14 protein-coding genes are annotated in these 23,645 nt (G+C 50.3%); 8 read left to right on the top strand and 6 right to left on the bottom strand.

Annotation, left to right across the window (positions count from 1 at the left end; translation table 11 throughout):
- The first annotated feature begins 154 nt into the window (after positions 1-154).
- Complete coding sequence (locus BMZ56_RS05845; RefSeq protein WP_090625400.1) at positions 155-1,933, top strand: aminopeptidase P family protein; 1,779 nt, start codon at positions 155-157, stop codon at positions 1,931-1,933.
- A 230-nt stretch (positions 1,934-2,163) separates the two neighbouring features.
- Here BMZ56_RS05845 and BMZ56_RS05840 read toward each other — a convergent pair whose 3' ends face one another.
- Complete coding sequence (locus BMZ56_RS05840; RefSeq protein ID WP_218146472.1) at positions 2,164-3,729, bottom strand: M81 family metallopeptidase; 1,566 nt, start codon at positions 3,727-3,729, stop codon at positions 2,164-2,166.
- Between the two features lie 185 nt (positions 3,730-3,914).
- On the opposite strand from BMZ56_RS05840, the gene BMZ56_RS05835 reads away from it, so the two are divergent.
- Positions 3,915-5,012: a glycoside hydrolase family 18 protein gene (locus tag BMZ56_RS05835; RefSeq protein WP_218146471.1), complete on the top strand. Its 1,098-nt coding sequence runs from the start codon at positions 3,915-3,917 to the stop codon at positions 5,010-5,012.
- On the opposite strand, the gene BMZ56_RS05830 is transcribed toward BMZ56_RS05835, so the two are convergent.
- Positions 5,009-7,552: a family 20 glycosylhydrolase gene (locus tag BMZ56_RS05830; RefSeq protein WP_177195048.1), complete on the bottom strand. Its 2,544-nt coding sequence runs from the start codon at positions 7,550-7,552 to the stop codon at positions 5,009-5,011. The genes BMZ56_RS05835 and BMZ56_RS05830 overlap by 4 nt on opposite strands.
- A gap of 187 nt (positions 7,553-7,739) precedes the next feature.
- Between BMZ56_RS05830 and BMZ56_RS05825 the strand changes: the two genes are divergently transcribed.
- From BMZ56_RS05825 to cysQ, 6 genes are read left to right on the top strand one after another with little or no spacing between them, the layout of a single operon-like run.
- Positions 7,740-10,811 (top strand): SusC/RagA family TonB-linked outer membrane protein, encoded by a 3,072-nt coding sequence (locus BMZ56_RS05825; protein ID WP_090625391.1) that lies wholly within the window; start codon positions 7,740-7,742, stop codon positions 10,809-10,811.
- Between the two features lie 19 nt (positions 10,812-10,830).
- Positions 10,831-12,405: a RagB/SusD family nutrient uptake outer membrane protein gene (locus BMZ56_RS05820; protein WP_090625388.1), complete on the top strand. Its 1,575-nt coding sequence runs from the start codon at positions 10,831-10,833 to the stop codon at positions 12,403-12,405.
- Complete coding sequence (locus BMZ56_RS05815) at positions 12,405-13,799, top strand: aryl-sulfate sulfotransferase (protein WP_090625386.1); 1,395 nt, start codon at positions 12,405-12,407, stop codon at positions 13,797-13,799. Before BMZ56_RS05820 ends, BMZ56_RS05815 begins: the two co-directional genes overlap by 1 nt.
- Positions 13,796-15,004, top strand: a complete 1,209-nt coding sequence (chrA, locus tag BMZ56_RS05810) for a chromate efflux transporter (RefSeq protein WP_090625383.1) — start codon at positions 13,796-13,798, stop codon at positions 15,002-15,004. The genes BMZ56_RS05815 and chrA overlap by 4 nt, the downstream gene beginning before the upstream one ends.
- Before the next feature lie 3 nt (positions 15,005-15,007).
- Positions 15,008-16,018, top strand: coding sequence for a sulfotransferase family protein (locus BMZ56_RS05805; RefSeq protein ID WP_090625380.1), 1,011 nt, complete (start codon positions 15,008-15,010; stop codon positions 16,016-16,018).
- Positions 16,011-16,811, top strand: coding sequence for a 3'(2'),5'-bisphosphate nucleotidase CysQ (gene cysQ / locus BMZ56_RS05800; RefSeq protein WP_090625378.1), 801 nt, complete (start codon positions 16,011-16,013; stop codon positions 16,809-16,811). The genes BMZ56_RS05805 and cysQ overlap by 8 nt, the downstream gene beginning before the upstream one ends.
- On the opposite strand, the gene cysC is transcribed toward cysQ, so the two are convergent.
- From cysC to BMZ56_RS05780, 4 genes are all read right to left on the bottom strand, one after another.
- Positions 16,760-17,275: an adenylyl-sulfate kinase gene (cysC, locus tag BMZ56_RS05795; protein WP_090625375.1), complete on the bottom strand. Its 516-nt coding sequence runs from the start codon at positions 17,273-17,275 to the stop codon at positions 16,760-16,762. The two genes, cysQ and cysC, sit on opposite strands and share 52 nt — an antisense overlap.
- A 7-nt stretch (positions 17,276-17,282) precedes the next feature.
- Positions 17,283-21,449 carry a hybrid sensor histidine kinase/response regulator transcription factor gene (locus BMZ56_RS05790; protein WP_177195047.1) on the bottom strand — a complete coding sequence of 1,389 codons (4,167 nt, stop codon included), beginning with the start codon at positions 21,447-21,449 and terminating at the stop codon, positions 17,283-17,285.
- A 59-nt stretch (positions 21,450-21,508) separates the two neighbouring features.
- The gene (locus BMZ56_RS25395) at positions 21,509-22,366 is read right to left on the bottom strand and encodes a glycoside hydrolase family 16 protein (RefSeq protein ID WP_177195046.1); all 858 of its coding nucleotides are present in this window, start codon (positions 22,364-22,366) and stop codon (positions 21,509-21,511) included.
- Positions 22,367-22,476: 110 nt separating this feature from the next.
- A complete protein-coding gene (locus BMZ56_RS05780; RefSeq protein ID WP_143072858.1) occupies positions 22,477-23,622 on the bottom strand; it encodes a dienelactone hydrolase family protein in 1,146 nt (381 codons plus the stop codon).
- Positions 23,623-23,645: the final 23 nt, after the last annotated feature.

Here is a 23,645-nt window from a genome sequence, read left to right as displayed (position 1 = left end):
GTAATTTTTTTTCGGTAGAATCTTGCTGGACGAAAGGGGTGGAAAATAAGGCCAATAAAAAAATGTTCATACTAGTATAACGTGCCGTTGATGAGAATGTTTCCCGTGAAGGCCTAAAAGTTTCGTAACTTGCATCCCTCAAAACGTAAACGCAATGAACCATGCAGGAAAGCTGGCTGCGATCCGTGGCCTTATGAAACAACAACATATCGATGCATACATTATCCCTTCGTCAGATCCGCATATTAGCGAATACCTGCCGGATCGTTACCAATGCATAGCCTGGGCCTCGGGATTTACCGGATCTGCCGGAACTTTAGCCATCACATCCGATTTTGCAGGATTATGGACAGATTCCCGGTATTTTGTGCAAGCAGCCGAGCAATTAGCTGGAAGCGGATATGAGCTGGTCAAGCTGCAGGTGCAGCACGCTCCGGAGTATGCCGATTGGCTGGCTGGAAAGCTACCAGAAAATGCGGTGGTTGCTTTCGATGGCGAGCTGACATCCGTATCATTGGCAAAAGTCCTGTTAGGTAAATTGGAACCCTTACGGATACAGGTGCGCGGAGATGTAGACTTACTTACTCAACTGTGGAATAATCGCCCCGCATTGCCTATTTCACCTGCCTATGTGCTGGATGAAGACATAACTGGCGAAGCGACCCCCGCTAAGCTGCAGCGGTTGCGTGTGGAAATGAAACAGAATAGGGTGGATGCCCATTTTATTTCTTCGCTCGATGACCTGGCTTGGCTGTTCAATATACGTGGAAGCGATGTGAACTGCAATCCGGTGGTGCTGGGATTTGGACTGATCACGGCTGACAGCGCTACGTTGTTTATTGACCGGCAGAAACTGAAGCCGGCAGACCGTGTGCGACTGGACGATGCCGGTGTGGAACTGGCTGATTACGCGGAAGCGGAAGGAGCCTTGAAGCGGCTGGACGAAGGGATATCCCTGCTTTTGGATCCGAAACGTACGTGCTTTGCCAGTTACCGTGCCGTTTCATCTTCGGTTACTGTTGTTGAACAAACCAATCCAACAACCTATTTGAAAGCGGTAAAAAATACGGTAGAAATCGGTCATACCCGCAATACCATGGTGAAGGATGGTGTGGCGTTAACCCGGTTTTTTAAGTGGCTGGAAGAAACCATCGGGCGGGAACCTATCACGGAAATTTCGTTGGCCGAGCGGCTACGCGGGTTTCGTGCCGAGCAAGAAGGCTTCGTGGGCGAAAGCTTTGATACCATTGCTGCCTATCGGGCACATGGGGCCTTACCGCATTACAAGGCTACGCCGGATAGCAACAGTGTGTTGCAATCTGAAGGGTTGTTGCTGGTGGATTCAGGAGGACAATACCGTACGGGGACCACGGATATTACCCGTGTAATATCGCTTGGGCACATTACAGACATACAACGGACGGACTACACACTGGTGCTTAAAGGTATGATTGAAGGAAGCACGGCCGTTTTTCCTAAAGGTACCCGGGGCTATCAAGTAGACGCGATTACGCGCAAACCCCTGTGGGATCATTTGCGTAACTACGGACATGGTACTGGACACGGTGTCGGCTTTTTTCTGAATGTGCACGAGGGACCACACATATTTAATACTGCAGCGGTGGATATACCGGTGACGCCGGGAATGATCACTTCGATTGAGCCGGGGTTATATCGTGAAGGAAACTACGGTATCCGGATTGAAAACCTGGTGCTGGCGGTGGATAACGAGAAAACTGTATTCGGCCCGTTTTTGTCGTTTGAAACCCTAACACTGTGTTATATTGATACCGATCTGGTAGATAAATCGCTGTTGGAAACCAGGCATATTAACTGGCTGAACGACTATCATAGCCTCGTCTACAATAAGCTGGCATCTTTTTTGACTACGGAGGAGCAGCAGTGGTTGGCCCAAAAAACGGCGGCCATCTAGCGACAAGCCAAAATAGAAGCGCCGATTGCCGGGGAGGCAACCGGCGTCTTCCTACCTAATTAAAACAAACCAAAATCGTTATCTCGTAGCACGTCACTGCATTAAATCAGATGCTTCGTGCCGACGTTCGTTAATTTCTAAAAAGAAAACCTCTGCTTGGCGGTCGAAGTTTGTGCAAACTTACAATTATTGCCGAATTATCCGATGTTAAAAAATGTTAAATAGTTTTCTTACTTCACCGGGTATTGATCAGACAGCGGAATAAAGATTGCCGACAGATCAGGGTCTTTCATATCCGCATCCAAGGGGAACATCGGTCGCTGAATACGTTTATAGGGAAGTTCCGATAGATTTTGATCCACACCCCCTGCTGTCAGCGCCATTACCCAATCGCCTCGCATGTTATATAATTCGGGTTCCAGGTAGCCGATCTTCACCATGACGATATCGGCTTCCCGCGGTTTGAGATTCAGGTCGGTGAAGTCATGCTCTTTGTGATAGGGTTTTCTTTTTTTGGTGACGATGATGTAGTTGTTGTTGACTTTTACCACGACTTCCACTTCTGCGTCTTTGTCGCCCTCCTTAATGGCGTAGACCGTGCCTTTCAAGGGAAGAGGCGGCGCGAAACGGTGATCCACTTCTGCTCCGACAAGTCCTTCCACAGGTTGTCCGATGCCTGCTTTCAGCGCCTGCTCAACGAGCTGCGGCCCGGGAATGGATGCATAGATGAAAGTAGGGCCGTCGGGTGATTGGAAAGCGGGATTTGCCAGCACATCTGTGAGGGTCTTGGTCACATCGCCTGCACCGCCGGCAGTGGGGTTATCTCCGGTATCACTGATGATAAAAGGTTTCTTTTTGCTCCGTATTGCAAGGGTGAGGGCCGTATCCAAGGTGGTGGTCGGTGCCACGAAGTCGAATTGCCGGCGGACATCCCAGAATCTTTTGGCTAGGTCTTCGGCAGTGGCTTTCACCGCTTCCCGGTCGTCGCCAACGGCCATAACACAAGCATGATTCCGGGGTTCATCGGCCCAAGCGTAGCCTACCCAGATTGCCGCGTCCACAATCCCTTCCTGCGCTGCAGCGGGTGCTACCGCTGCATACAGGCTTTTTCCGGGTTCGATACGTGTGCTGGTCTGTTCGCCGGGCAATAGGATCGGGATGGATACCATGGCTTTATAGGCGGGTTTACCCTCGCCGCTCCGAAGCCTGTCTATCAGATTTTGGACGGCACGTTCTTTCGATTCCATGGCATCTTCATGGGGTGCCATGCGGTAGCAGGTGATGAGGTCTGAATGGCCGGCGAGCCGCTCGGTGACATTGCCGTGCAGGTCCATGCTTGTAGAGATCATCGGTTCGGTACCGATCACCTTCCGTATGCGGGCGATGAGATCGCCCTCGGCATCATCGAGGCCGACCACACTCATTGCACCGTGAATATCGAGGAACACACCGTCATAGGGAAGATTTTTCTGAAGGGAATCGAGCATTTCAGACACCAATGATTCGTAAGCTTCGCGCGTCACCGCCCCGCCGGGTAACGATTTCCCGATCAGTGTGGGTACCCATTGGGCTGCTTCCCGTAAGGCAGATCCTTGTTCAAAAAAGGGATAATAGCTGAAAATCTCATCACCCCGTCTGGGGTGGAAGGCTGCTGCTTCTGTTGTGGCAGGAGAGAATGTGCTCGACTCGATGGCTAAGCCAGCAATGGCAATCCTGGGCATGGATGTATCCGTAGCCGATGGTTGGCAGGAATACAAACACATCGCGACTGATGAAAACCAAAGAAATAACCGCATATTGCTTTGTTTTTTATGCTTGATTAGCTGTATTTTCTACTAACTTATGAAAAAATATTAATAAGTTGCTTTGTTTTTTCTATTTTTATGAAGTTGGCCGCTAAGCCATGTTGGTTTGCCAAACTTGTTGTGCAAGGGATGGAATGCGGTTTAGGATTGAAAGAAGTGAATTAATGAGGAATCTAATGAACAACACACACCCACTTTTGATGCTGGTTCTTATGTTGATGGTGGCAATGCAGGGAATCTGTCAATCCGCTCGCGATTTTTCGGTCATTGCGTATTATACGGGAGATGACAAAGCCATCGACCGTTACCCCGTTGATCAGTTAACGCACCTAATTTTCAGCTTTGGCCATCTCAAAGCCGGGCGTTTTCATATAGATAATGCACGGGATACAACTACGATCAAACACCTGGTGGGCCTGAAAGAAACATATCCGGATTTGAAAATTATGCTTTCGTTGGGTGGATGGAGCGGCTGTGAGCCTTGTTCCGATGTGTTTTCGACCGCAGCGGGGCGGAAACTTTTCGCGGCATCGGTTAAGGAAGTCAACGATTATTTTGGCACGGATGGCATCGACCTGGACTGGGAATATCCGGCTATCGAAGGGTTCCCCGGCCATCCTTTTAAGCCGAAAGATCGGGAAAACTTTACGGCATTAGTGGTGGAATTGCGAAACGTGCTGGGCGATACAAACGAATTGAGCTTCGCAGCTGGTGGATTCCAGAAATTTCTCGACCATTCCATCGAATGGGACAAGGTGATGCCATTGGTGGATCGGGTCAATATCATGAGCTATGATTTGGTGAACGGCTATTCGACAGTCACCGGTCACCATACGCCGATTTACAGCGTGCACGCCAATGAGGAGTCTACCGACCGGGCGGTCTCTTACCTGCTGGATCACGGCGTTGCAGCTGAGAAACTGGTGATCGGTGCAGCATTTTACACCCGAGTATGGAAAAACGTTGCCGCCGCAGACAACGGTCGCTACGAGACCGGTGAACATACACGCGGTTATAATTTTAAGCGGTATGAAACCGAGTTGACGCCGGAAAAAGGCTGGAAATACTTCTACGACGAGCAAGCCGGTGCTCCGTACTGGTACAATGCGGAGGCCGGTCAATATGCCACGGGTGATAATATCCGTTCCGTCAAGGCCAAAACACGGTATGCGCTCGATAAAAAACTGGGCGGCATTATGTTTTGGGAGCTGACACTGGATAAGGAAAAAGAAGGGATGGTGGACGCCATTGCCAATGAAATCGGTATCGATTAACTATTATTAATCACGATCATCCGGCTTGCACGACCGGTCTTCTTGTGAAAGGCTTTGAACCGATAGATACCCTTCCCCTTCAATGGACCGTTGACTTCCGCGTCGGTAACCGATGGAATACCGCCATCAACGGTATAGCGTACGGTCAATGCTTCCGATTCGGTATTCACCAACACTTGGTTGCCGGCAATTTTAACACCCGGGGCAGGTATCCGATAATGAATCTCGGCCCAATACCGGTCAAATCGCGGCAGGTCGTTGTTCCACAACACGGTATTGAACCGCTGCCATGCCTCCATATAGCGCGTGTCGAACGTTTCGTTTGATGCCGTTGTCCATGACGGTTGCGGCGCCCAGGCCCGCTCTGCGAAGGCGATCAGCTTGGGATATAACATGTAATCAAAATTGTCCTCATTAATCAATGTTTCCGACCACAATGCGCATTGTAACCCCTGGATGTGCTTCTTCCCTTCTGCTGTCAGTCGCGCTTTGTTGCGTAGCGACGCGGTATCTATCGGTTGATCCAGGTCGTCACGCAGAAACGTGCGGTAGTAGTTCTCCGGTAGGAAGGAAAATATTTTTTCGGGATTGACATACCCGCCCCAATACATGCCCGGTTCATAAAAGCTTCGGGTCGATGCCAGATCGAGATACATATGGGTCACATTCGACAACACGACATCGAACCCTTGGTTGGCCAACCGGTAAGCCAAGTCTTCAGCGCCTGTGCCATATACGTTATTCCATACATCCAACAGGTATCTGTTTTTCCGGATTTCCGGAACGATTTCCATTTTCTTTCTGCCGTTTACATCCACACGTCTCATTCCGATTTCTTCCCAGCCATGCATGCGGATATCCTTCTTCGCCAGAATCCCGCCCACCCGGCTGTAAAAATATTCCCAAAGGTCGTCCGCCGTTTTAAACGAAGGGTGCTCACTCAGAAGATGTTGTACGGCTGCGGACTGTTCCCATACGCCGGCCGGCACTTCATCGCCGCCCATGTGGACCGTCTTTAATTCCGCTCCCGCATCCTGATACATCAGCGCTAATTCGGTAATCACTTTCTCAACGAAGCGGTAGGTGGATTCCATTGCAGGGTTGATCGCATCGTCGCGCCAACCCTGTACCGTGCGGTATTCCGATGAATCCCGAAGGTCGCTAAGCAGGTATTCCGTTGCTTTATTGCTATCGGTGTGGGCATACGTACGGTATCGATGCTCCATCGATTTGATCGCGGCCCGCGCATGCCCGGGTGTTTCAAGCTCGGGAATTACGGTGATAAATCGGTCCTTGGCATAGGTTAAAATATCGACAAAATCTTTCCGGCTGTAAAACCCACTGCCGCGTGCAGAAGCGGAATCGGGTCCCGAGCCATGTGACGGGGGCAGGTATCCCGCCCCGTCGGCGGTATGCCCGCGGTATCCACCGAAGGAAGTCAACTCCGGCAACCCCGGAATGGCTATGCGCCAGCCTTCATCGTCGTTGAAGTGAAAATGCAGGATGTTGATTTTATAAGCCGCCATCCGATCCAGCACCTGTAATAGCTTCTCTTTCGGTAGAAAATTGCGTGCAACGTCCAGCATCAGCGATCGATGACCAAAGCGGGGGCGGTCATCCACTTCAAGACCCGGCAGGATACATTTTCCGTCGCGATACTGATCAAGTATCAATCTTTTTAACGTCTGTATCCCATAAAACATTCCGGAAGCGGTACCTGCACTGATTTCTATCCCCGTGTTTCCAATACGTAGTTGGTAGGCTTCTTCTTCCAGGTTCCAATACTTCAGTTTAATTCCGGCCTTGGTGGGGTCGTTAACGGTGCGAAGGCCAAGCTGGGTGTATTTTTTTAGTTCGTCCGTCAAATAGGTAGCTTGCCCCGCAAACGGATTATCGGCAATGATTAATGACCCGTTGGTAAGGGTATAGGACTGGCCATTGGATTTCACAGCCTTCGGAGAAGGTAATAGCTGGCTTCCCAAGTCAAGGGTCTGCTCTGGTATCAGCCGTTCGTTGCGTTCGTAAATTTCTTGTGCCAATACATTTTCAGGAAAAACCAGGTGGTCGTATTGCGGATTCTCGTTGGTGAACGGGTAATATTGATCCGGTTGGTCGTCGTATACCAGGTAAAACCCGGTTGGAAAATCCGAGATGTTCCGTAGCCGTGCCTGCCGGATGGGGATGACCAATCTGTCGGCTTCCATATGGAAATCAGCTGTCGGCGCTATGTAATTTAAATCCCCGTTGACGGGAATAACAGTAAGCTGACCGGCTCCCACACTGTCTATCTGCGGATTCTTATACGAGTTGAAATATAGTTTCCAGTTCTTTCGGTTTAAATCAAGTGACGGAGAAACCCGTAGGTTGATATAGCAAACCGGCTCCAGCTGTCTGTCGGCATCCGTGTGGATTTCAACGTTGTACGTCAGATCGTGCTGAGATTGTCTGCCTGCAATACAGGCCGACAAAAAATATCCAAAAACCAATCCAATAACCGGTATATTCATTTTCATATGAAAGGCAAAGCTAAGTGGCCGCATTGTAATCTTTTTTACCATATTCCTGAAAACTTGGGCTACAGTCCGGCTACGGATTCGGATGAATGGACAAAAAATAAGGACTATAGGAATTTTAAGTCATCTTTGGAGCGGTACATTTGTGGGTATGTTGTTGGTGAAGCCAATAATACCCTAAATACCCAATGTACTACGTAAATTAACTAACACTATGGTAAATTGTAAACCCAAGTTTATCCGACTGACAAGCCTACTGTTGTTTTTGTGGATGGGAGGAAGTGCCCTGTTGACAAATGCTCAAACGCAGATCAACGTTTCCGGGACTGTCACCGATGAAAACGGAACCGTGCTCAGCGATGTCAATATAGGCGTCGTGGGTGGCGCAACGTTAACCAAATCCACTGAGGCGGGTACGTTCACGCTTGTGGCACCGGCAAATGGTCAGCTGGTGTTTTCGCGTGTGGGCTACGCCCGTCAGACACATCAAACCGGCGGATCGTCGGTTGCCGGACTAATTATTACACTGGCGGCGGAACAGGAAACGCTGGAAGAAGTGGTCGTGGTGGGATACGGTACCCGGGATAAGAACCTGTTTGCAGGTTCAGCCGTGTCGCTCAATGCCGAGGACCTCAACAGATCGTCCATTTCCGTGGGAAACATGTTGCAGGGGCGGGCTGCGGGTGTGCAGGTCAGTCAAAATAATGGCACGCCCGGTGCCGGCTTATCGATCCGCATCCGGGGCACCAACTCGATTAATGCGGATAGCGAACCGCTCTACGTCATCGATGGGTTTCCCGCATCCGAAGGAATCGGAATGACCATCAAACCCGAGGACATCGAAACCATCACCATCTTGAAAGATGCTGCTTCCACGTCCATCTATGGTGCACGCGGCGCAAACGGTGTGGTATTGGTCACCACCAAAAAAGGAACCGACAAAAAAAGTAACCTGAATGTGAATAGTTCGGTGGGGTACCAGCGTGTCATCGATCGCTATGACCTAATGGGCTCTTATGATTTCGCGCTGCGGCGCAACCGGATGTCAGAGGCAAATGGGGAACTACCTCCGTATTCCGCCGGGCGTTTGGATTCGCTGCAATCGGGGATACTGGGTACCGACTGGCAAAACGAGGTTTTCCAGGTGGGCCGTGTGAACGACCATTCCCTTAGCTTCATCGGCGGAACCAATAAAACCGGCGTGTACACCAGTTTCGACTACCTGGGGCAGGAGGGGGTCGTCGTACATTCCAAATACAAACGGATCGGGGCACGTATCAACGTAGATCATCATGTGAGCGAGCAATTTACGCTTTCGGGTCGTGTATTCGGAAACTATGGTATCCAGAACGATCTTCCCCTGGCTCCGTCAACCATCAACGGATTCCTGAAACAGGTGCTGAGTGCGAATCCTGCGTCGACGTTTGATTCGGGTGTTCCCCCACGGCTGGATGCACAGAACCCGTTGCACTTCGTGGAGGCGGAAGACCGCGAAAACACGAGCTATCGGACCAATGGATATTTCTCGATGAAGTATGAGCCGATCAGGGACCTCTTTCTGCAAGCGGATTTCGGAGCAGACTTGAATAGAACGGAGCAATTTTATTTTGCGCCGTCTACGGTGCCCAATGCATCAGCTACCAAGGGTCGGGGATCTATCGTGTCATTTGATTCAAAAGAGCTGATCTTTAACCCCACTGCCCGATACAACCGCACCTTTGATAAACACAATATCGGACTACTGGCCGGTTATAACTATCAAACGTATCTCTATTTCGAGTATGGAACCAATGCTACCAATTTCGCTAGCGATAACCTCGGATATAATAACCTGGGTACTGCGCAGAATTTTACCAGCTACTCGGCCCGTAACCGTACCAACCGTGCCAGCTGGTTCGGCCGTGTCGACTATGACTACGACGCGCGTTATAGCTTGACAGCAACCTACCGCATCGATGGATCGTCGGTATTCGGCAAGTCCAATAAATTGGGTTATTTTCCTTCGGTAGCTGCCGCGTGGAATGTGAAGAACGAAAGTTTTGCCGAAGATTTGACGTGGCTTTCGCAAGCCAAGCTGCGGGCCAGCTACGGCCTTACCGGCAACGACCGGATCAGCCCGGGTATTTCCCTGGCCACCTATGCCAGTAACAACTCCACCAAATACACGGAAGACGGTCTCACGACGGTCAATGGGATTGCCGTGACCCGGCTTTCAAACCAGAATCTGAAATGGGAAAGTACAAAGGCACTGGATATCGGAGTGGATATCGGTTTTGTTAACGACCGGATCGTCGTAATAGCCGATTACTATGACAAGTATACCGATAACCTGTTGCTGGATCGGAACATCGCACCCTCCACGGGATTCTTATTCCGGACAGGCAATGCAGGGGCAGTATCCAATAAAGGATGGGAATTTGCACTGCAGACGGTTAACGTGCGGAATGATCACTTTGAGTGGAATACATCGATCAACTACTCCAACAACCGCAACCGCGTCCGCGAATTAGGCAGCAACAATGCCGATATCTATGTGGGATCTGTCAAACCCGACGGTGCTGCAAATTTTGAAGACCCTTTCATTATCCGTGTGGGCGAGTCCATCGGTTCCATTAACGGATACCTGTACGACGGTATCCTGTTGCCCGACGACCCCGCACTGACAACCACACACCCAAACGCCCAGGCGGGTGACCCCAAATACGTGGATGCGAACGGAGACGGCATCCTCAACACGGAAGACCGCGTGGTACTCGGAACGGGTGTGCCCACGTCCTTTTTCGGGATGACCAATAGCTTGGGCTATAAAGGATTTAATCTGACGGTGGTGCTTCAGGGTCAGGCGGGAGGTAAATTGGTAAATGTGCAAAGCCTGGATATGATGGATCCGCTATCGACCGGAAACGTACTGGCTTCCACGGAAGCAGAAACGTGGACGCCGGATAATCCAAACGGCACGCTGCCTCAGCGCGGTTTTTACGGTACCAGTCACGGCGGGTGGGTGAATTCCCGGTTTGTGGAGAGTTCCGATTACCTGCGTGTCAAGAATGTAACGCTGGCCTATCAGGTTCCGTCTTCCCTGTTGTCGAAAATCCGGGTGGCGCAGTTGCAGCTTTACGTCAATGCGCAGAACCTGCATACCTGGACTTCGTATACCGGACTGGATCCCGAAATCGGGAACCTCGTTTCGAACGACCAGCAAAATAGGAATGTCGGAAGAGGCCTTGATTTCAATGCCTATCCACTGGCCAAAATGTATATCTTTGGATTGAGGTTGACTTTTTAACTATACAAATCGAACAGTAATGATGAACTACGTAAAACCAACCTTATATATGTTCCTGCTCTGCTCATTTTTGCCGATCTCCTGTGAGAACGGCCTGCAGGAAGAGTCGTATTCCGTTTTTGATGAGACCACGCTCACCAAACCGGAAAATGGTTTGCAGGGGGTGCGCGGTGTATACGCCGCACTCCGGGATAACGGTGGAAATGGCTATTATGCCGGTTACTTGCATCAGTTAACGGAATATCCATCGGATATCGTTACGACCAAACCCGACAGTCGGCAGGGAATCCAGCTCGACCAATTGACCTACGATGCCAGCAATTCCATTATCAACGACGTGTGGGCGAGCATCTTCCGGTTGATTTCAAGAGCCAACGAGTCGGAATACCTCATCGGCAAGATCGACTACACGGGCAACGGCGAGTCGGAAGAAGTCAAAATGCAGCATCTGGCTGAAGTCCGTTTCCTGCGTGCCCTGGCTTATTACGATGCGACATCGCTTTGGGGGGATGTGCCGCTGAACCTGAAATCGTCGGCTGATTTTACCGAAGCAGACGAGAACCCACCGTTGGTGGCACAGGCAACTGTTGAAGAGCAGATCGTTATCGATCTGCAATATGCCCAAGAACACCTTCCGCTGAGTTATCCCGTGGAACTAAACGGCCGTGCCACAAAGGCTGCTGCCCAAGGACTATTGGCCCGGTTGTATATGCGGCGGGGAGAATGGCAAAAGGCCGCCGATGAATGTGGCGAGATTATCACAGCGGGTGAGTATGATTTGCGTGCCGCAGGCGAAGGCGGTGTGGTTGCGTTGTTTGACAACATGAACCGGTCGGATAATGAATTTATCTTTGTGATGAAATCATCGAGCGAACCGGGATCGTATGGCATTCTCTCCAACAGTTTCGGTATCCAGTCCGTACCCTGGGATTATAACCGCGGTTGGGGTAACTTCCCGATCCATCGTGAATTTTATGCGAAGTTTAATCCGCAGGATCAGCGCCGTCAGTTACTGCTGGGTACCTATAAAGCGTTGTACGGACAGATCATCACGTTACCCAAGGAGTTTGGCGGCGAAGGCGGGAGCTTGCCCGATACGGTGCAAGCGCAGTTTACGTTCGGTCTTAAATATCCCCACGTCAACAATTATAACTACGCCGGATACAACAACGTCAGCATCATCCGGTATTCGGATATCCTGCTGATGCGGGCAGAAGCGCTCAATGAACTGAACGGCCCCAATGACGAATCGGTATCGTTAATCAACGAAGTGAGGGAACGCAGTAACGTATCTGCGGTTCAACTGGCTAGCTATCCTTCCAAAGAGGCCCTGCGTGATTTTATCTTTGATGAGCGCGGATTGGAATTGTTTATGGAAGGACGCCGTCGGGACGACTTGATCCGATGGGGACGCAGTGCTACCAACGGAGCCGACCCCTTATTGAAGTTTAAAGAAAAAGTCAAGCCGTTACTTCGCGATCAGAACACCTATTCGGATGCGGTCAACTATGCGTTGTATCCCTATCCGATTCAGGAAATCCAGGCAAATACATCGTTGGATATCAGTATTAACCAAGGACGGGTAAGACAGTAATGAGACGAAACCTCGTCGTGTATATCGTGATTACGGTGCTGATTCTGGTCGGCACCGTATCCCTTTATCAGGCATTGCGGCCGTTGAATATCGAAAAGATTGAGCTGCATTACCTGCCTGAGAACCGATTGCGTGTGCGGGTTAACGTTACGACGAATAAATCGTCGTCGGTGCAGGTCAAGTACTGGCTGGACGGCGGTAGGGATACCCTATGGTCTGATGTGTATGCCGACAAATCCGATCATGCGGTCATCCTGCATAACTTCCTGCCCCAACGCCAATATGCCTATCAGGTAAAAGCACAGCGGGGATCCGATACCGACTGGAGCAACGTATATTCCATTGAAACCAAGTCCATTTATCACGCTACTCCTTATTTTACATTGGATACCCTGGCCGACTCGATCCGGGAGGATATGCAATCGCGGTATTTCCTGACGCAAATCCTGACCGAGCCTGGCGCCGCGGTGATCCTGAACGGACTGGGGGATATGGTATGGTATGAGCCCTTTTCGAAGGGTGTGAAAGTATCTTCCTGGACACCTGATCGCACGGTGTTATGCATTGTCGGTTCGGAAGATATACCGTCATCGGGAGGCGACGAAATTGTGGAGGTAAATCTCAAGGGTGAATACCTGAAACATTTCAAAGTGGGGCAGGGGGATATGGATAAAATGGTGCACCACGAGGTACGCAAGGATGCAGATGGTAATATTTACGCCATTACCTTCGATCATAAAGTGTTTGACCTGAGTGCCGCGGGCGGTGGACCCGCTGATACCGTCAAGGCCGATGGGATTGTGGTTTTCAATTCCGACGGAAAGAAAATCTGGGAGTGGTCGGTGCTGGACCACCTCGACGTGCTGCATTACCCAACCATTTTGAAAGACAAAAACGACCTCGTGCACGGCAATGCGCTGTATGACGACGGAAACGGCCACTTTCTGATGTCGTTCCGCGATTTAAACCAGATTTGGAAAATCAACAGGAAAACCGGGGACGTGGTATGGAAATTTGGTCAGGGGGGCGATTTTCCCATGCAGGAAGACGACCTGTTTTTTGCACAGCATTACGCCCACATAAATCGGCGTGGCGAGTTGATGATACTGGATAACGGGGTTAAGCGAAAACAGTCGAGAGCATTGTCTTTTAAATTGGATGAATCCAACAAACAGTATCGCCGTGTCCTGGAAATCAAGTACCCACCCGCATTCTTCTCATCGGTAAAAGGTAGTTCTGCACTATTGGGTGAAAGCAGTGTACTGACTTGTTTGACAGATCCCCGGCTATTCGTGCTGTCAGACTACGAAGGTAACCTGCTTTGGAAAATCAGTATCGGGGGCGATCCCTATCGCATCGAAGAAGTACCGTTGCTAACTACCACCATGCCATGAACAGCCAGCTGACGACCCATCGCTCGACACACACGGCAGCCTCATCGCTGCTGGAGCTCTCGTGGGGTATTTTCAAGGTGGGAGCGGTGGCGTTTGGTGGCCATGCAGCCCTGGTCGTCATGGTGGAGCGTTACCTCGTTACACAAAAAAAGGTCTTCAATAGCGAGGATGTATTGAATGCCATGAGCTTGGCCACACTCTTGCCAGGGCCGATGGCTGTCAACGTGGTCTGCTACCTGGGATACCGGTTAGGCGGTTGGTTAGGAGCGGGTGTGTTTTTTGTTGCGATTGCGGCACCACCCACCCTTCTGATGATTGCGATTGCGGCCTGGTACTATCAGTCGGCGGGCCAACCCGGAGGGGGCGGTTCAAATCTATTTGTGTTGCTGGCGGTGGCTGCCGTAGTCTTGTCTACGGGGTTTGCCTTGTACAAAAAGCAGATCGGCAAGGATCGGACAGGATGGTTGCTATGTCTGGGCGCATTGACCACAACGCTCCTATACCGTGGTTTTGCCGGCTCCGTTATATTGATTCTGGTGGGTGCGGCAGTAGGTTATCTGAGCTACCGAAAGGGGTCTGTTCCATCGGTCCGGATGCCGCGTACCACTTCCCGGTCGACCGTGAATATCGTTGTCATTTCCCTGCTGTTCGTCATACTTGTTGGGTATTTACTGGGAGGATATCAATTCGCACCGTATGGACCCTGGCAGGTGCTGTCGGTTTTCAGCGGGATGAGCCTGACGCTTTTCGGCGGGGGGATGGTTATTATACCCTACATGCAATCTATCTTGGTCGACGAACTGCATTGGCTACCGGTCAAGGAGTATGTGGATGCCATCGCTTTTGGACAGATTACGCCAGGACCTATTCTCGTCAGTGTTACGTTTATCGGTTATAAAATTGCGGGTGTTCTGGGCGCATTATTGGCAACCTTGGCGATTTTTGTTCCCTCGGCCAGCTTGATGATCGTGCTGGCACAGTACATCAACTACCAGCAAAACGGGATCAAAGCGGTGTTTAAGGGCATCCGACCGGTGGTAATCGGGATGATCCTAGCGGCAGGTGTCCAGCTGGTCATGGTGGTGCCGCATTTTTCGTGGCCCGCCTTATTGTTTGGGTTAGCTGGATTAGCAGCATTATCTTTCACCCGGTTGAATCCGATCTATTTGATTCTGCTAGGATTTATCATCGACTATATTTTTTGATTTATGGAGGAGATACAAGGTATACAAATCATCGGTACCCAACGGTCGGGTTCCAACCTGCTCCGGGTGATTCTCAACCAGTCCGAGCAATTGGTTTCTCCGCATCCGGCTCACCTATTGACTAATTTTGAGCCGTTGCTACCCTACTACGGTACATTGGATGCGGTTTCTTACCGGCGTCTTGTGGATGATGTCGTGGACTATATCCACGTGAATCCGGTAGACTGGGGTGTGCGCCTGGATCACGATGAAATCTATCGGATGGCCGATCAATTCAATCTTTTCGAGCTGAACAAGCATATTTACGAATTTCTGGCCCGCCAATGCGGTGCAGGATATTGGTGTTGCAAAAGTATGGGTAATATGTACTTTTCCGACGAGTTGGAAAAGGCATCGCCCAATTTGAAATATATTTATCTCTATCGCGATGGGCGCGATGTAGCGCTGTCGTTTCAGAAAGCCATCGTCGGCGAAAAACACACATATCACATCGCCAAGCAGTGGCACAAGGACCAGCAGGCCTGTCTGAAACTGCGCGATCGGGTACCGGTTGAACGATTCTTTATGCTGAACTATGAGCAGCTTATCCAGTACCCGGAACAAACCATCCGGCAATTATGTGCATTTTTGGGAATCGACTTTCAGGATGCGATGCTGCACTATTATACCTCGGACGAATCCCGGCGGACGGCCGAGGGGGGCGCGATGTGGACAAACCTAACGAAGCCGGTCATGCGGGAAAACTGCAATAAATTCCTGCGCGAAATGTCCGCTGAAGATATCCGCATATTTGAATCGGTGGCGTTGGAGAGTTTGGTAGCATTGGGCTACGAGCCCGTTACCCCGACAACCCGCCTGTTAAATTTCACGTCGGACGACGTTGCCGTTTTCAACGAAAAAAATGCGCAGTTGAAGCGTGGGTTTACGGCTCCTGAAGACGACAAAAAAAGGAGGCAACCCCAGCTTGATCTGATTAACCGAATCAAGGAAACCGAAGTCAGTGTATATGGATAGCGAAAGAGACATCCTAGCCGTGGCTGACATTGCGCGGAAGGCCGGGAAGGCAATCCTGGAGATCTATCATACCGATACAGCTCAATGGGGAATCCAACAGAAAGATGATCATTCACCCCTTACGCTCGCTGATACGGCATCCCATCGGATCATCAGCGACGGGCTGACTCATCTTTATCCGGAAGTCCCCATCCTATCGGAAGAAGGGAAAGACATCCCTTACGAAGCGCGGAAGAATATGAGCCGTTACTGGTGCGTGGACCCATTGGACGGCACGAAGGAATTTATTTCCCGCAACGGGGAGTTTACGGTCAATATCGCACTAATTGTGGAGAACGAACCTGTTTTTGGCGTGATTTACGTGCCGGTAACGGGTGTATTGTACTACGGTATGAAAGGCCAGGGTAGCTTTAAAATAGCCGAGGGGAGAATCGAACGCATACAGGCGAGCGCAAGCAACGATCCGGTCGCCGTAGGCAGTAAATCGCACAAAACCGTAGAAGAGGAAGCTTTTTTATCTTCCCTGAATATCCGGAACGTGGTCAGCATCGGAAGCTCGTTGAAATTCTGCCTGGTTGCGGAAGGGAAGGCACAGGTATATTACCGGCACGGCCCTACCATGGAATGGGATACCGCTGCGGGACATGCCATTGCTGTAGCCAGCGGCGCACCGGTGACCAATGCGGATGGAAGTGCATTTGTATATAACAAACCCCGTTTGGTCAACGGCAGTTTCGTCTGCTACTCGGTCAACCTACGCCACAAAATATCCATGCTTTCTTCCGGCGTGTGACGGCTTGTATCAATGGATAAAACACCTGCATCCGGGGGCTCAAAAGCCGCGGATACACCCGTGAAATCCGAAATGAGGTGCTTTCTGGCTTGTCGGTAAAGACCTTTTACATCCCGGCGTTCACACTCGGATGCCGGGCAATCCAGATAGACGAGCAGCAGATCTTCGCCCACAATCCGGGATATCAGTTGCCGGTGCGCGTCCATTGGTGTGATAAAACTGCCAATGCAGACCACGTTCCGTTTCACCAATAGGTTGGCGATGTGGCTGGCACGCCGGATATTCTCCGCCCGGTCTTCATTGGAAAACCCCAGATCGGCATTCAATCCTGCCCTTAATTCATCGCCATCCAACAACACGACGCTCCGGCCAAGTTTTTCCAGCTTTTCGGCAAGCAGCCGCGAAAGTGTCGTTTTGCCGGCTCCTGATAAACCGAAGAGCCATATCACCTTTTTGTTAATCATGTCGGGTTCATTTCGGATTTTTCTGATAGGCTTTGGGCGATACGTTCATCTGCTTGGAAAACGACTTCGAAAAATAAGATACTGAATTGAATCCCACGGAATACGCAATCTGGCTAACATTCATTTTGCCTTCGTGCAGCAACTTCTCCGCTTCCGCCAGGCGGATGGATTTGATGTAATCATGCACTCCCTTGCCGGTAATGGCCTTGAATTTGGCATAGAGGATGGAACGGCTCATGCCGAATTGGCGGCACAGGCTTCTGTAGTCGAGGTCGTATTCTGTCATGTGTGTCACCACGAAATCCCGTACATCTTCCATAAAAGCTTTGTCGAGTTCGGATAGTCCCAGATCGGCTGTCTCGGGTGTGCTTTCGTCGATCAGCTCTTTCGAGGTTGGTTTGGGTCTGTCGAGGAAATTGCCGATGACGGCGAGCAGGAGATCGGCATGGAGGGGTTTGGTGAGGTAGATATCCGCGCCCGCTTTATACCCCAGTAGCTGACTGGCTTCCTGATCTTCACCGGTCAGCAATAATACAGGTATGTGCGACGTCATGAGATCGCTTTTTATCGATTTCGTTAACGACAATCCATCGATGCCCGGCATGATCAGATCGGTGATAATCAGGTCGGGCTGCGTTTTGCGTGCCATATCCAGGCCTTCCTGGCCGTTGCAGGCTTCATCCACTTCAAAGTAATTTTCCAGCATATGTCGAAGCAGGGATCGGATGCTTTGGTTATCGTCGACCACCAGGACGCGCACGTTGGCGAATTTATGCAGCGATTCGGCCACCATTGGAGTGGGAGCGAGGAGATCTCGTTGGTGATTTCCGGAGTCGCCCCGCACATTCGGCAGCGAAATGGTGAATACCGAACCCTTGCCTTTGGTACTTTGTATGGACAGCTCACCGTTGTGGGCTCTGATAAATTCCCGGCATATCTGAAAGCCCAGGCCCGTACCGGTTTCACCGTTGGTGCCGATGGTCGAATCCGATTGATCCCGGAAGATTTTCTCGATTTGGGCGGTGTCCATACCAATCCCGTTATCCCGGATCTTGATGTGAATGTACCCTTCATCGTTGATGCATTCGAAGGTTACCCGTCCACCTTCGTTGGTATATTTGATGGAATTACTTAAAATATTCCGGATGATGGTATTGATCATCTGATAGTCTGCGAACAGCCGCACACCGGAGTCTACCGATACGTTGCACTGAATGTGTTTGCCCTGTAGCTGTAGATTGAACAGATAGACGTTCTTTTGGATGAGGTCATATAGATTGAATGACTTCGGCGAGAAATGCAGCTTGTTGGTTTTGGTTTTTCCCCATTCCAGCAGGTTGATGACCAGATTGCTCAGCGAATTGGACGAAAGGCTCAGGTCTTCGATGTACGCCGTAATCTCCTTCCTGGAAAGGTGCGGAAGATTCTCTTTCAGCAAATCGGTAAGTCCGGTGAGTGCAGAGAGCGGATTCTTCAGGTCATGCACCAGAATGGACAGGAACTTGTCCTTCATCTGGTTACTCGTTTCCAGTTCACTGATGACCGTTTCCAGTTTGCCGTTTTGCTCGATAATCTTTTGCTGTTGCCGGCTGATTTCTTCGTTTTTTAGTGCGAGCGTGGTATTCTGATTCCGGATCTCCTGGTTGGTCGTCTGCAATTCGCTGTTGGCAGTATGCAATTGGGTTGTTTTTTCAGCAATTTTTCGTTCCAACAGGGTGTTTTGCCGGCGGATGCTCCGGAGCCGGTAGTAGTAGCTAGATAGAATGCCGACGGATGCCAAAACAAAAGCGAGGGTTTTAAACCACCACGTCAACCAGAACGGTGGGGTAATGGCTATCCGGATACTGGCTACGTTATCCGACCAACTGCCGCTGTTGTCGACCCCTCTCACGAGCAAGTTATACGCGCCGGGCGGGAGGTTGTTGAACGATAGGGTATTTTTGTCTCCCAGCGGCAGCCATTTCTTATCCAGCCCATCGAGCTTATAGGCGTAGGTCTTCAGGGCCGGATCCACATAATTGAGTGAAGCAAATTCAACCGAAAAAATATTTTGTGTATGATCCAGCGTAATGGTTTCTGTGTAGTTGATATCCTGCGCCAACGGGGTCGGTTGTTGCGGCGTGCTGATGGGAACGTCGACATTGCCCAGCTGAAAATTCGTAAATACCAGCGAGGGGGTGTAATTCCGGGGTTTAACGCCGGATTTGTTGATCACGTTGAGTCCGTTGACCCCACCGAAATAGAGGTTCCCTTCGCGGTCTACGAGCTTAGCCCGCCTGAACTCATCGCCCTGCAGGCCATTGGAGGGCATGTAGTTGACCATCGCTTGTGTACGGTCGTCGATTTTTGTGATGCCTTTATTTGTAGCCGCCCAGATATGCCCGTAATTATCCGTCACAATCGCATTGACAATGTCACTTTGGAGGGCAGAATTGGAAGTAAAATACACAGTATTTCGTTTGTGGGTATCATCCAGTTTATTGAGTCCGTAGGAGGTTCCAACCCAGATGTTGCCATGCCGGTCTTCGGCAAAGCTTTTTACGGTGTTGTTGGAAAGCGGGTTGTCGGCTAATTCCGAATCGGTCGTGATTGCATCGAATGAACCGGTTTCGGGACTGTATACCCCGATGCCGCTACCTTCGGTTCCCATCCAGATCGTCCCATCGGAAGATTCAAAGAGGGAAAGTATGTGGTTGCTGTTTATGTCTTTCTCCATCCCGTAATGCCGGAATCGGTCTTCCGCTGGGTCATACACCGTCAACCCGCCCCCGTATGTGCCTATCCAGATCCGGCCGCGCCGGTCTTTCAGCATACTGTTGATATTATTGCTTTTCAGCTCCGGTGTGTTGGTCGTATTTACTCTTTTTGTGCCCTTTCTCCCCCGATGGTAGCGGTAAATCCCCTCTCCCCAGGTACCGACCCACAATTCATCGTCATTGCCTTCGGTGATCGAAACCACGTAGCGTCCCGCACCCGGCTGTTGAAAGGGGACGTCGCGCCCGTTGGCAAAGGCGTTTTGGGCTTTGTCAAACCGGTTCAGTCCGCCTCCGTCTGTACCGATCCAGATATTGCCTCCTGCATCCTGAAAAAGGCAATTTATGATGTTATTATTCAGGCTGTGGGGATTATCGGTATTCCGGAAATGCAGGATGTTGATTTCATCGATATTGACCATGGATATGCCTGCACCGGATGTTCCAACCCACATATTGCCTTTCCGATCCCGTTGGATGCAGTTGATGGAGTTGCTTGTAATGCTCCGGGCATCTTGTTTATCTGCGCGGTATATTTTGCAGCGCCGTTGGGGCAGATTCAGAATATACAGCCCTTCGTTTTCGGTGCCGCACCAAATCTGCCCATCGATATCTTCGCCGATGCACAAAACTTTCGTCTGTCCGATGAGTTTATCGGCGAAATCGAGCCGTGCGTTGGTAAAGCGACTTTGCGCTGGATCAAAGTAGTATATTCCTGACGTTGCTGAACTTGCCCAGATCCGCCCCGATTGATCGACGTGGATATCCGTAACGGGGCCATCGTTGAGTGCTTCGTACCGATGAATGATCCGGCCTTTCCGGTCGGTAACGACCACACCTTGCTGGTAGGTGCCCACCCACAGGTTTCCTTGCGGATCCTGTTCCGTGCAGGTGACCGGGAAGTCGACTTCGGTAGCTGTAATCTTTTTTTGCTGGTGATCGTAAACCAATAATCCGGATAATCGGCTGCAAAGCAATACATCACCTTCCCGGGTTGTCGAGAAGGAAATCACGTTGGACAAATCCGTCGCTTTATCGGCTAGGTAAACATCCGCGCCCTTGATCTGACGGGTAACGGGATCGAAGATGTTGGGACATTCCGAATCAGATGTGGCAATCCATAGCTGTTTGTCGCGATCCTGAACGATGGATTTGATGTCGTTGGAATACAGGGTTTGTTCGTTATCCGGGGTTTTCCGTATGATATGGAATTGATAACTATCATATTTGTTGATTCCATCCTGTGTGCCAAACCACAGGAACCCTAAGTCGTCTTCGAAGATGGTCTGTATGGTGTTTTGGGAAAGGCCGTCCGATGTTTTCAGCTGCTTGAATTTTAAATAATCCCATTGTGCCCGGGCAAGCATGCAATTGCTCAGACAGACCAACAGAAGGCAGCAACGGAACCAGACCCTACTCATATCGGATATATAAAACCTAGCTATATTTACTGGGTATGCAATATAGCTAAGTTTTTGGATTATGGGGTAAAGATGAAATCGTTTACGATGACCTCCACACTCGGACTGTTCAGCTCGTAGTTTATCATATTTTTGTATTTTGTCCATAGCTGGATGTAGACCGGCATTGCCTTGGTCGGCACGGTACCTGGCTCATCAAATACCCATCCTGCGGTGCCGCCCGGTATGTTTGCAAAGCGTGTGGAAGTGCCGTGGCCGTGGTAGCTTCTGAAAGTTATCTTGTCGGCCTCACGCGTGTATGCATGTGTGGTAGCGGTTCCCGCCAAGGGCTCCGAATAATCGACATGCACATAATTTACCTCCGGATTTGAAGTCGTTACCTGATTTCGGTATACGGTATAATTGCACCAATTGCTGGAAGCGTTATTCCAACGCGTAAATTCAAAATCGATTTCGTTGATGTAATCCGTTCCTCCGTATTGGAACAGGCCGAAAATCACATCTTTCTGCAAGGTGCTGAGATCACTGGAGACTTTCCAGGTATAGGTGCCGTATTGATAGGCATTTTCACTTTGTAATTCTGCACATAAGTAGCGGCCATCCGACTGTCTGGTAATTTTCAGATGAAGGTTATCTTGATTATCGATCCACACGTTTCGGCTGCTCCAGGTATTCTCGCCCGGCCCTCTCGGCTCGTCGCGATTGGTGGCATGCTTTACCAGCCAAGTGATTCCTTTCCATTCGATCCGGTATTGGCCATCTTCACCGAGGGTAGGGGTAGTGATATCGGCGGATGGTCCTTCCGGTGTTGTGGGGACTTCTTTCCCGGATTCCGTGGCTTTGGATTCTCCCCGCTCGCATGCCAGGCAAGAGGTAAGTAAAAAAAATGCAGCAATAGAGCTGCTGATCGTTTTCATAAAATTTGCGCTTAAATCTTGAGTTACCATAGCGCCAAATTTAAAGCCGCAGACCGCATAGAATTTTCCTATATACCTTATTTTTGGTATAGGAGTTCTAAGCAGGTGGGTCAATCGATTGTTATTTTTCCATTGTTGAGCGTTAATTTGGCCGAATAGATAAACCCTTCGTCCAATCGCTCGGCGCTGGTTTGGATGTGTGCAGCATTGCGTTTGACACGTCCCCGAAAGATGCGTTTCCCTCGATAGGTGACGAGGATAGGCTTATCCAGGTTGACCAGTTGGTCATTGAGGTAGATAAAGCATGTTTCGTAATCATTTTGCAGGATATCCACGGTCTGGTTGTGGATACGGACGTGCAGGGTTTTACCGGTTGCAGCTTCCGAAGTGGGTACGCCCAGCCAATAAAACCGTTTGTGTATGCGGTCGTCCTGTACCCAAATGACTTTGTCGGGGTACGCGTTGCGTACATGCGCAGCCATCCAATCGACAGCGACGGAATCCTTCCGTTGCATCCAGTGACCGTTTTCGGGATAAATACGTACCAGATGGGTGTATCCATTCGGGTCCTGCTGTTGTAGGCTGTCTAATTGTTTTTCCCAAATCGCAGCCAGTCCATTGCGGTTATACGCGGAATCCAGTCCGCCCATGAAGAGGGCAAATGGAAGATTGCGGAGGTTCACGATCTGCGCATCGCCGGGGTGTCCGGCCATCATGGAGGCGGCAGCCCATCGGTCGGCCATGCGGGGTGCCAGCTGGAAAACGCCGTCGCCTCCCGCTGAGTAGCCCAATAAGTACACTTTATTGGGATTCACACCCTCCATGACGATGGCCGTTTTGATCAGTTCATCAAAAAGATCGTCGATGTGATTTTCATGCCATAACATCCAGGTGTTGGTGGGTGCGCGTGGCGCCACATATACCCCTTCCTTGGGTGTATATAACGAAATCTGGTTGGTCCATTGCTTGTCATTCACTTCGGCAGGGGCATTGCCGCCGCCATGCAGGGAGATGTAAAGGCTCCGGCCGTCGGCAGGTTTATCGCCGAACACGTTGTATTCAAACTTCATTTCGGAACCGTCTTTGTGCCTGATTTTCTTCGCTAGCCATATTTTTGTGGCAGTAGGTCGGTATGCTTCCAAAGCGGCTGTCAGCGCTTCTTGCGCCAATTTGTTGGCCCTTGCTTTGGTCAGCCCCCGTTGTTGTGCGTTGCCCACGGTAGAGAAACAAAGCAGGAGCGCTGCTAATGCGCTCATGCGGTGAATCCTTATTAGGTTGT

The sequence above is a fragment of the Parapedobacter indicus genome (assembly GCF_900113765.1).
Lineage (GTDB): Bacteria > Bacteroidota > Bacteroidia > Sphingobacteriales > Sphingobacteriaceae > Parapedobacter > Parapedobacter indicus.
This window is presented reverse-complemented; position numbering and strand designations above follow the sequence as displayed.

Coding starts and splice junctions, on each gene's coding strand:
- BMZ56_RS05845 (WP_090625400.1), top strand. CDS start 155: ATGAACCATGCAGGAAAGCTGGCTGCGATCCGTGGCCTTATGAAACAA.
- BMZ56_RS05840 (WP_218146472.1), bottom strand. CDS start 3,729: ATGCGGTTATTTCTTTGGTTTTCATCAGTCGCGATGTGTTTGTATTCC.
- BMZ56_RS05835 (WP_218146471.1), top strand. CDS start 3,915: ATGAACAACACACACCCACTTTTGATGCTGGTTCTTATGTTGATGGTG.
- BMZ56_RS05830 (WP_177195048.1), bottom strand. CDS start 7,552: ATGCGGCCACTTAGCTTTGCCTTTCATATGAAAATGAATATACCGGTT.
- BMZ56_RS05825 (WP_090625391.1), top strand. CDS start 7,740: ATGGTAAATTGTAAACCCAAGTTTATCCGACTGACAAGCCTACTGTTG.
- BMZ56_RS05820 (WP_090625388.1), top strand. CDS start 10,831: ATGATGAACTACGTAAAACCAACCTTATATATGTTCCTGCTCTGCTCA.
- BMZ56_RS05815 (WP_090625386.1), top strand. CDS start 12,405: ATGAGACGAAACCTCGTCGTGTATATCGTGATTACGGTGCTGATTCTG.
- chrA (WP_090625383.1), top strand. CDS start 13,796: ATGAACAGCCAGCTGACGACCCATCGCTCGACACACACGGCAGCCTCA.
- BMZ56_RS05805 (WP_090625380.1), top strand. CDS start 15,008: ATGGAGGAGATACAAGGTATACAAATCATCGGTACCCAACGGTCGGGT.
- cysQ (WP_090625378.1), top strand. CDS start 16,011: ATGGATAGCGAAAGAGACATCCTAGCCGTGGCTGACATTGCGCGGAAG.
- cysC (WP_090625375.1), bottom strand. CDS start 17,275: ATGATTAACAAAAAGGTGATATGGCTCTTCGGTTTATCAGGAGCCGGC.
- BMZ56_RS05790 (WP_177195047.1), bottom strand. CDS start 21,449: ATGAGTAGGGTCTGGTTCCGTTGCTGCCTTCTGTTGGTCTGTCTGAGC.
- BMZ56_RS25395 (WP_177195046.1), bottom strand. CDS start 22,366: ATGAAAACGATCAGCAGCTCTATTGCTGCATTTTTTTTACTTACCTCT.
- BMZ56_RS05780 (WP_143072858.1), bottom strand. CDS start 23,622: ATGAGCGCATTAGCAGCGCTCCTGCTTTGTTTCTCTACCGTGGGCAAC.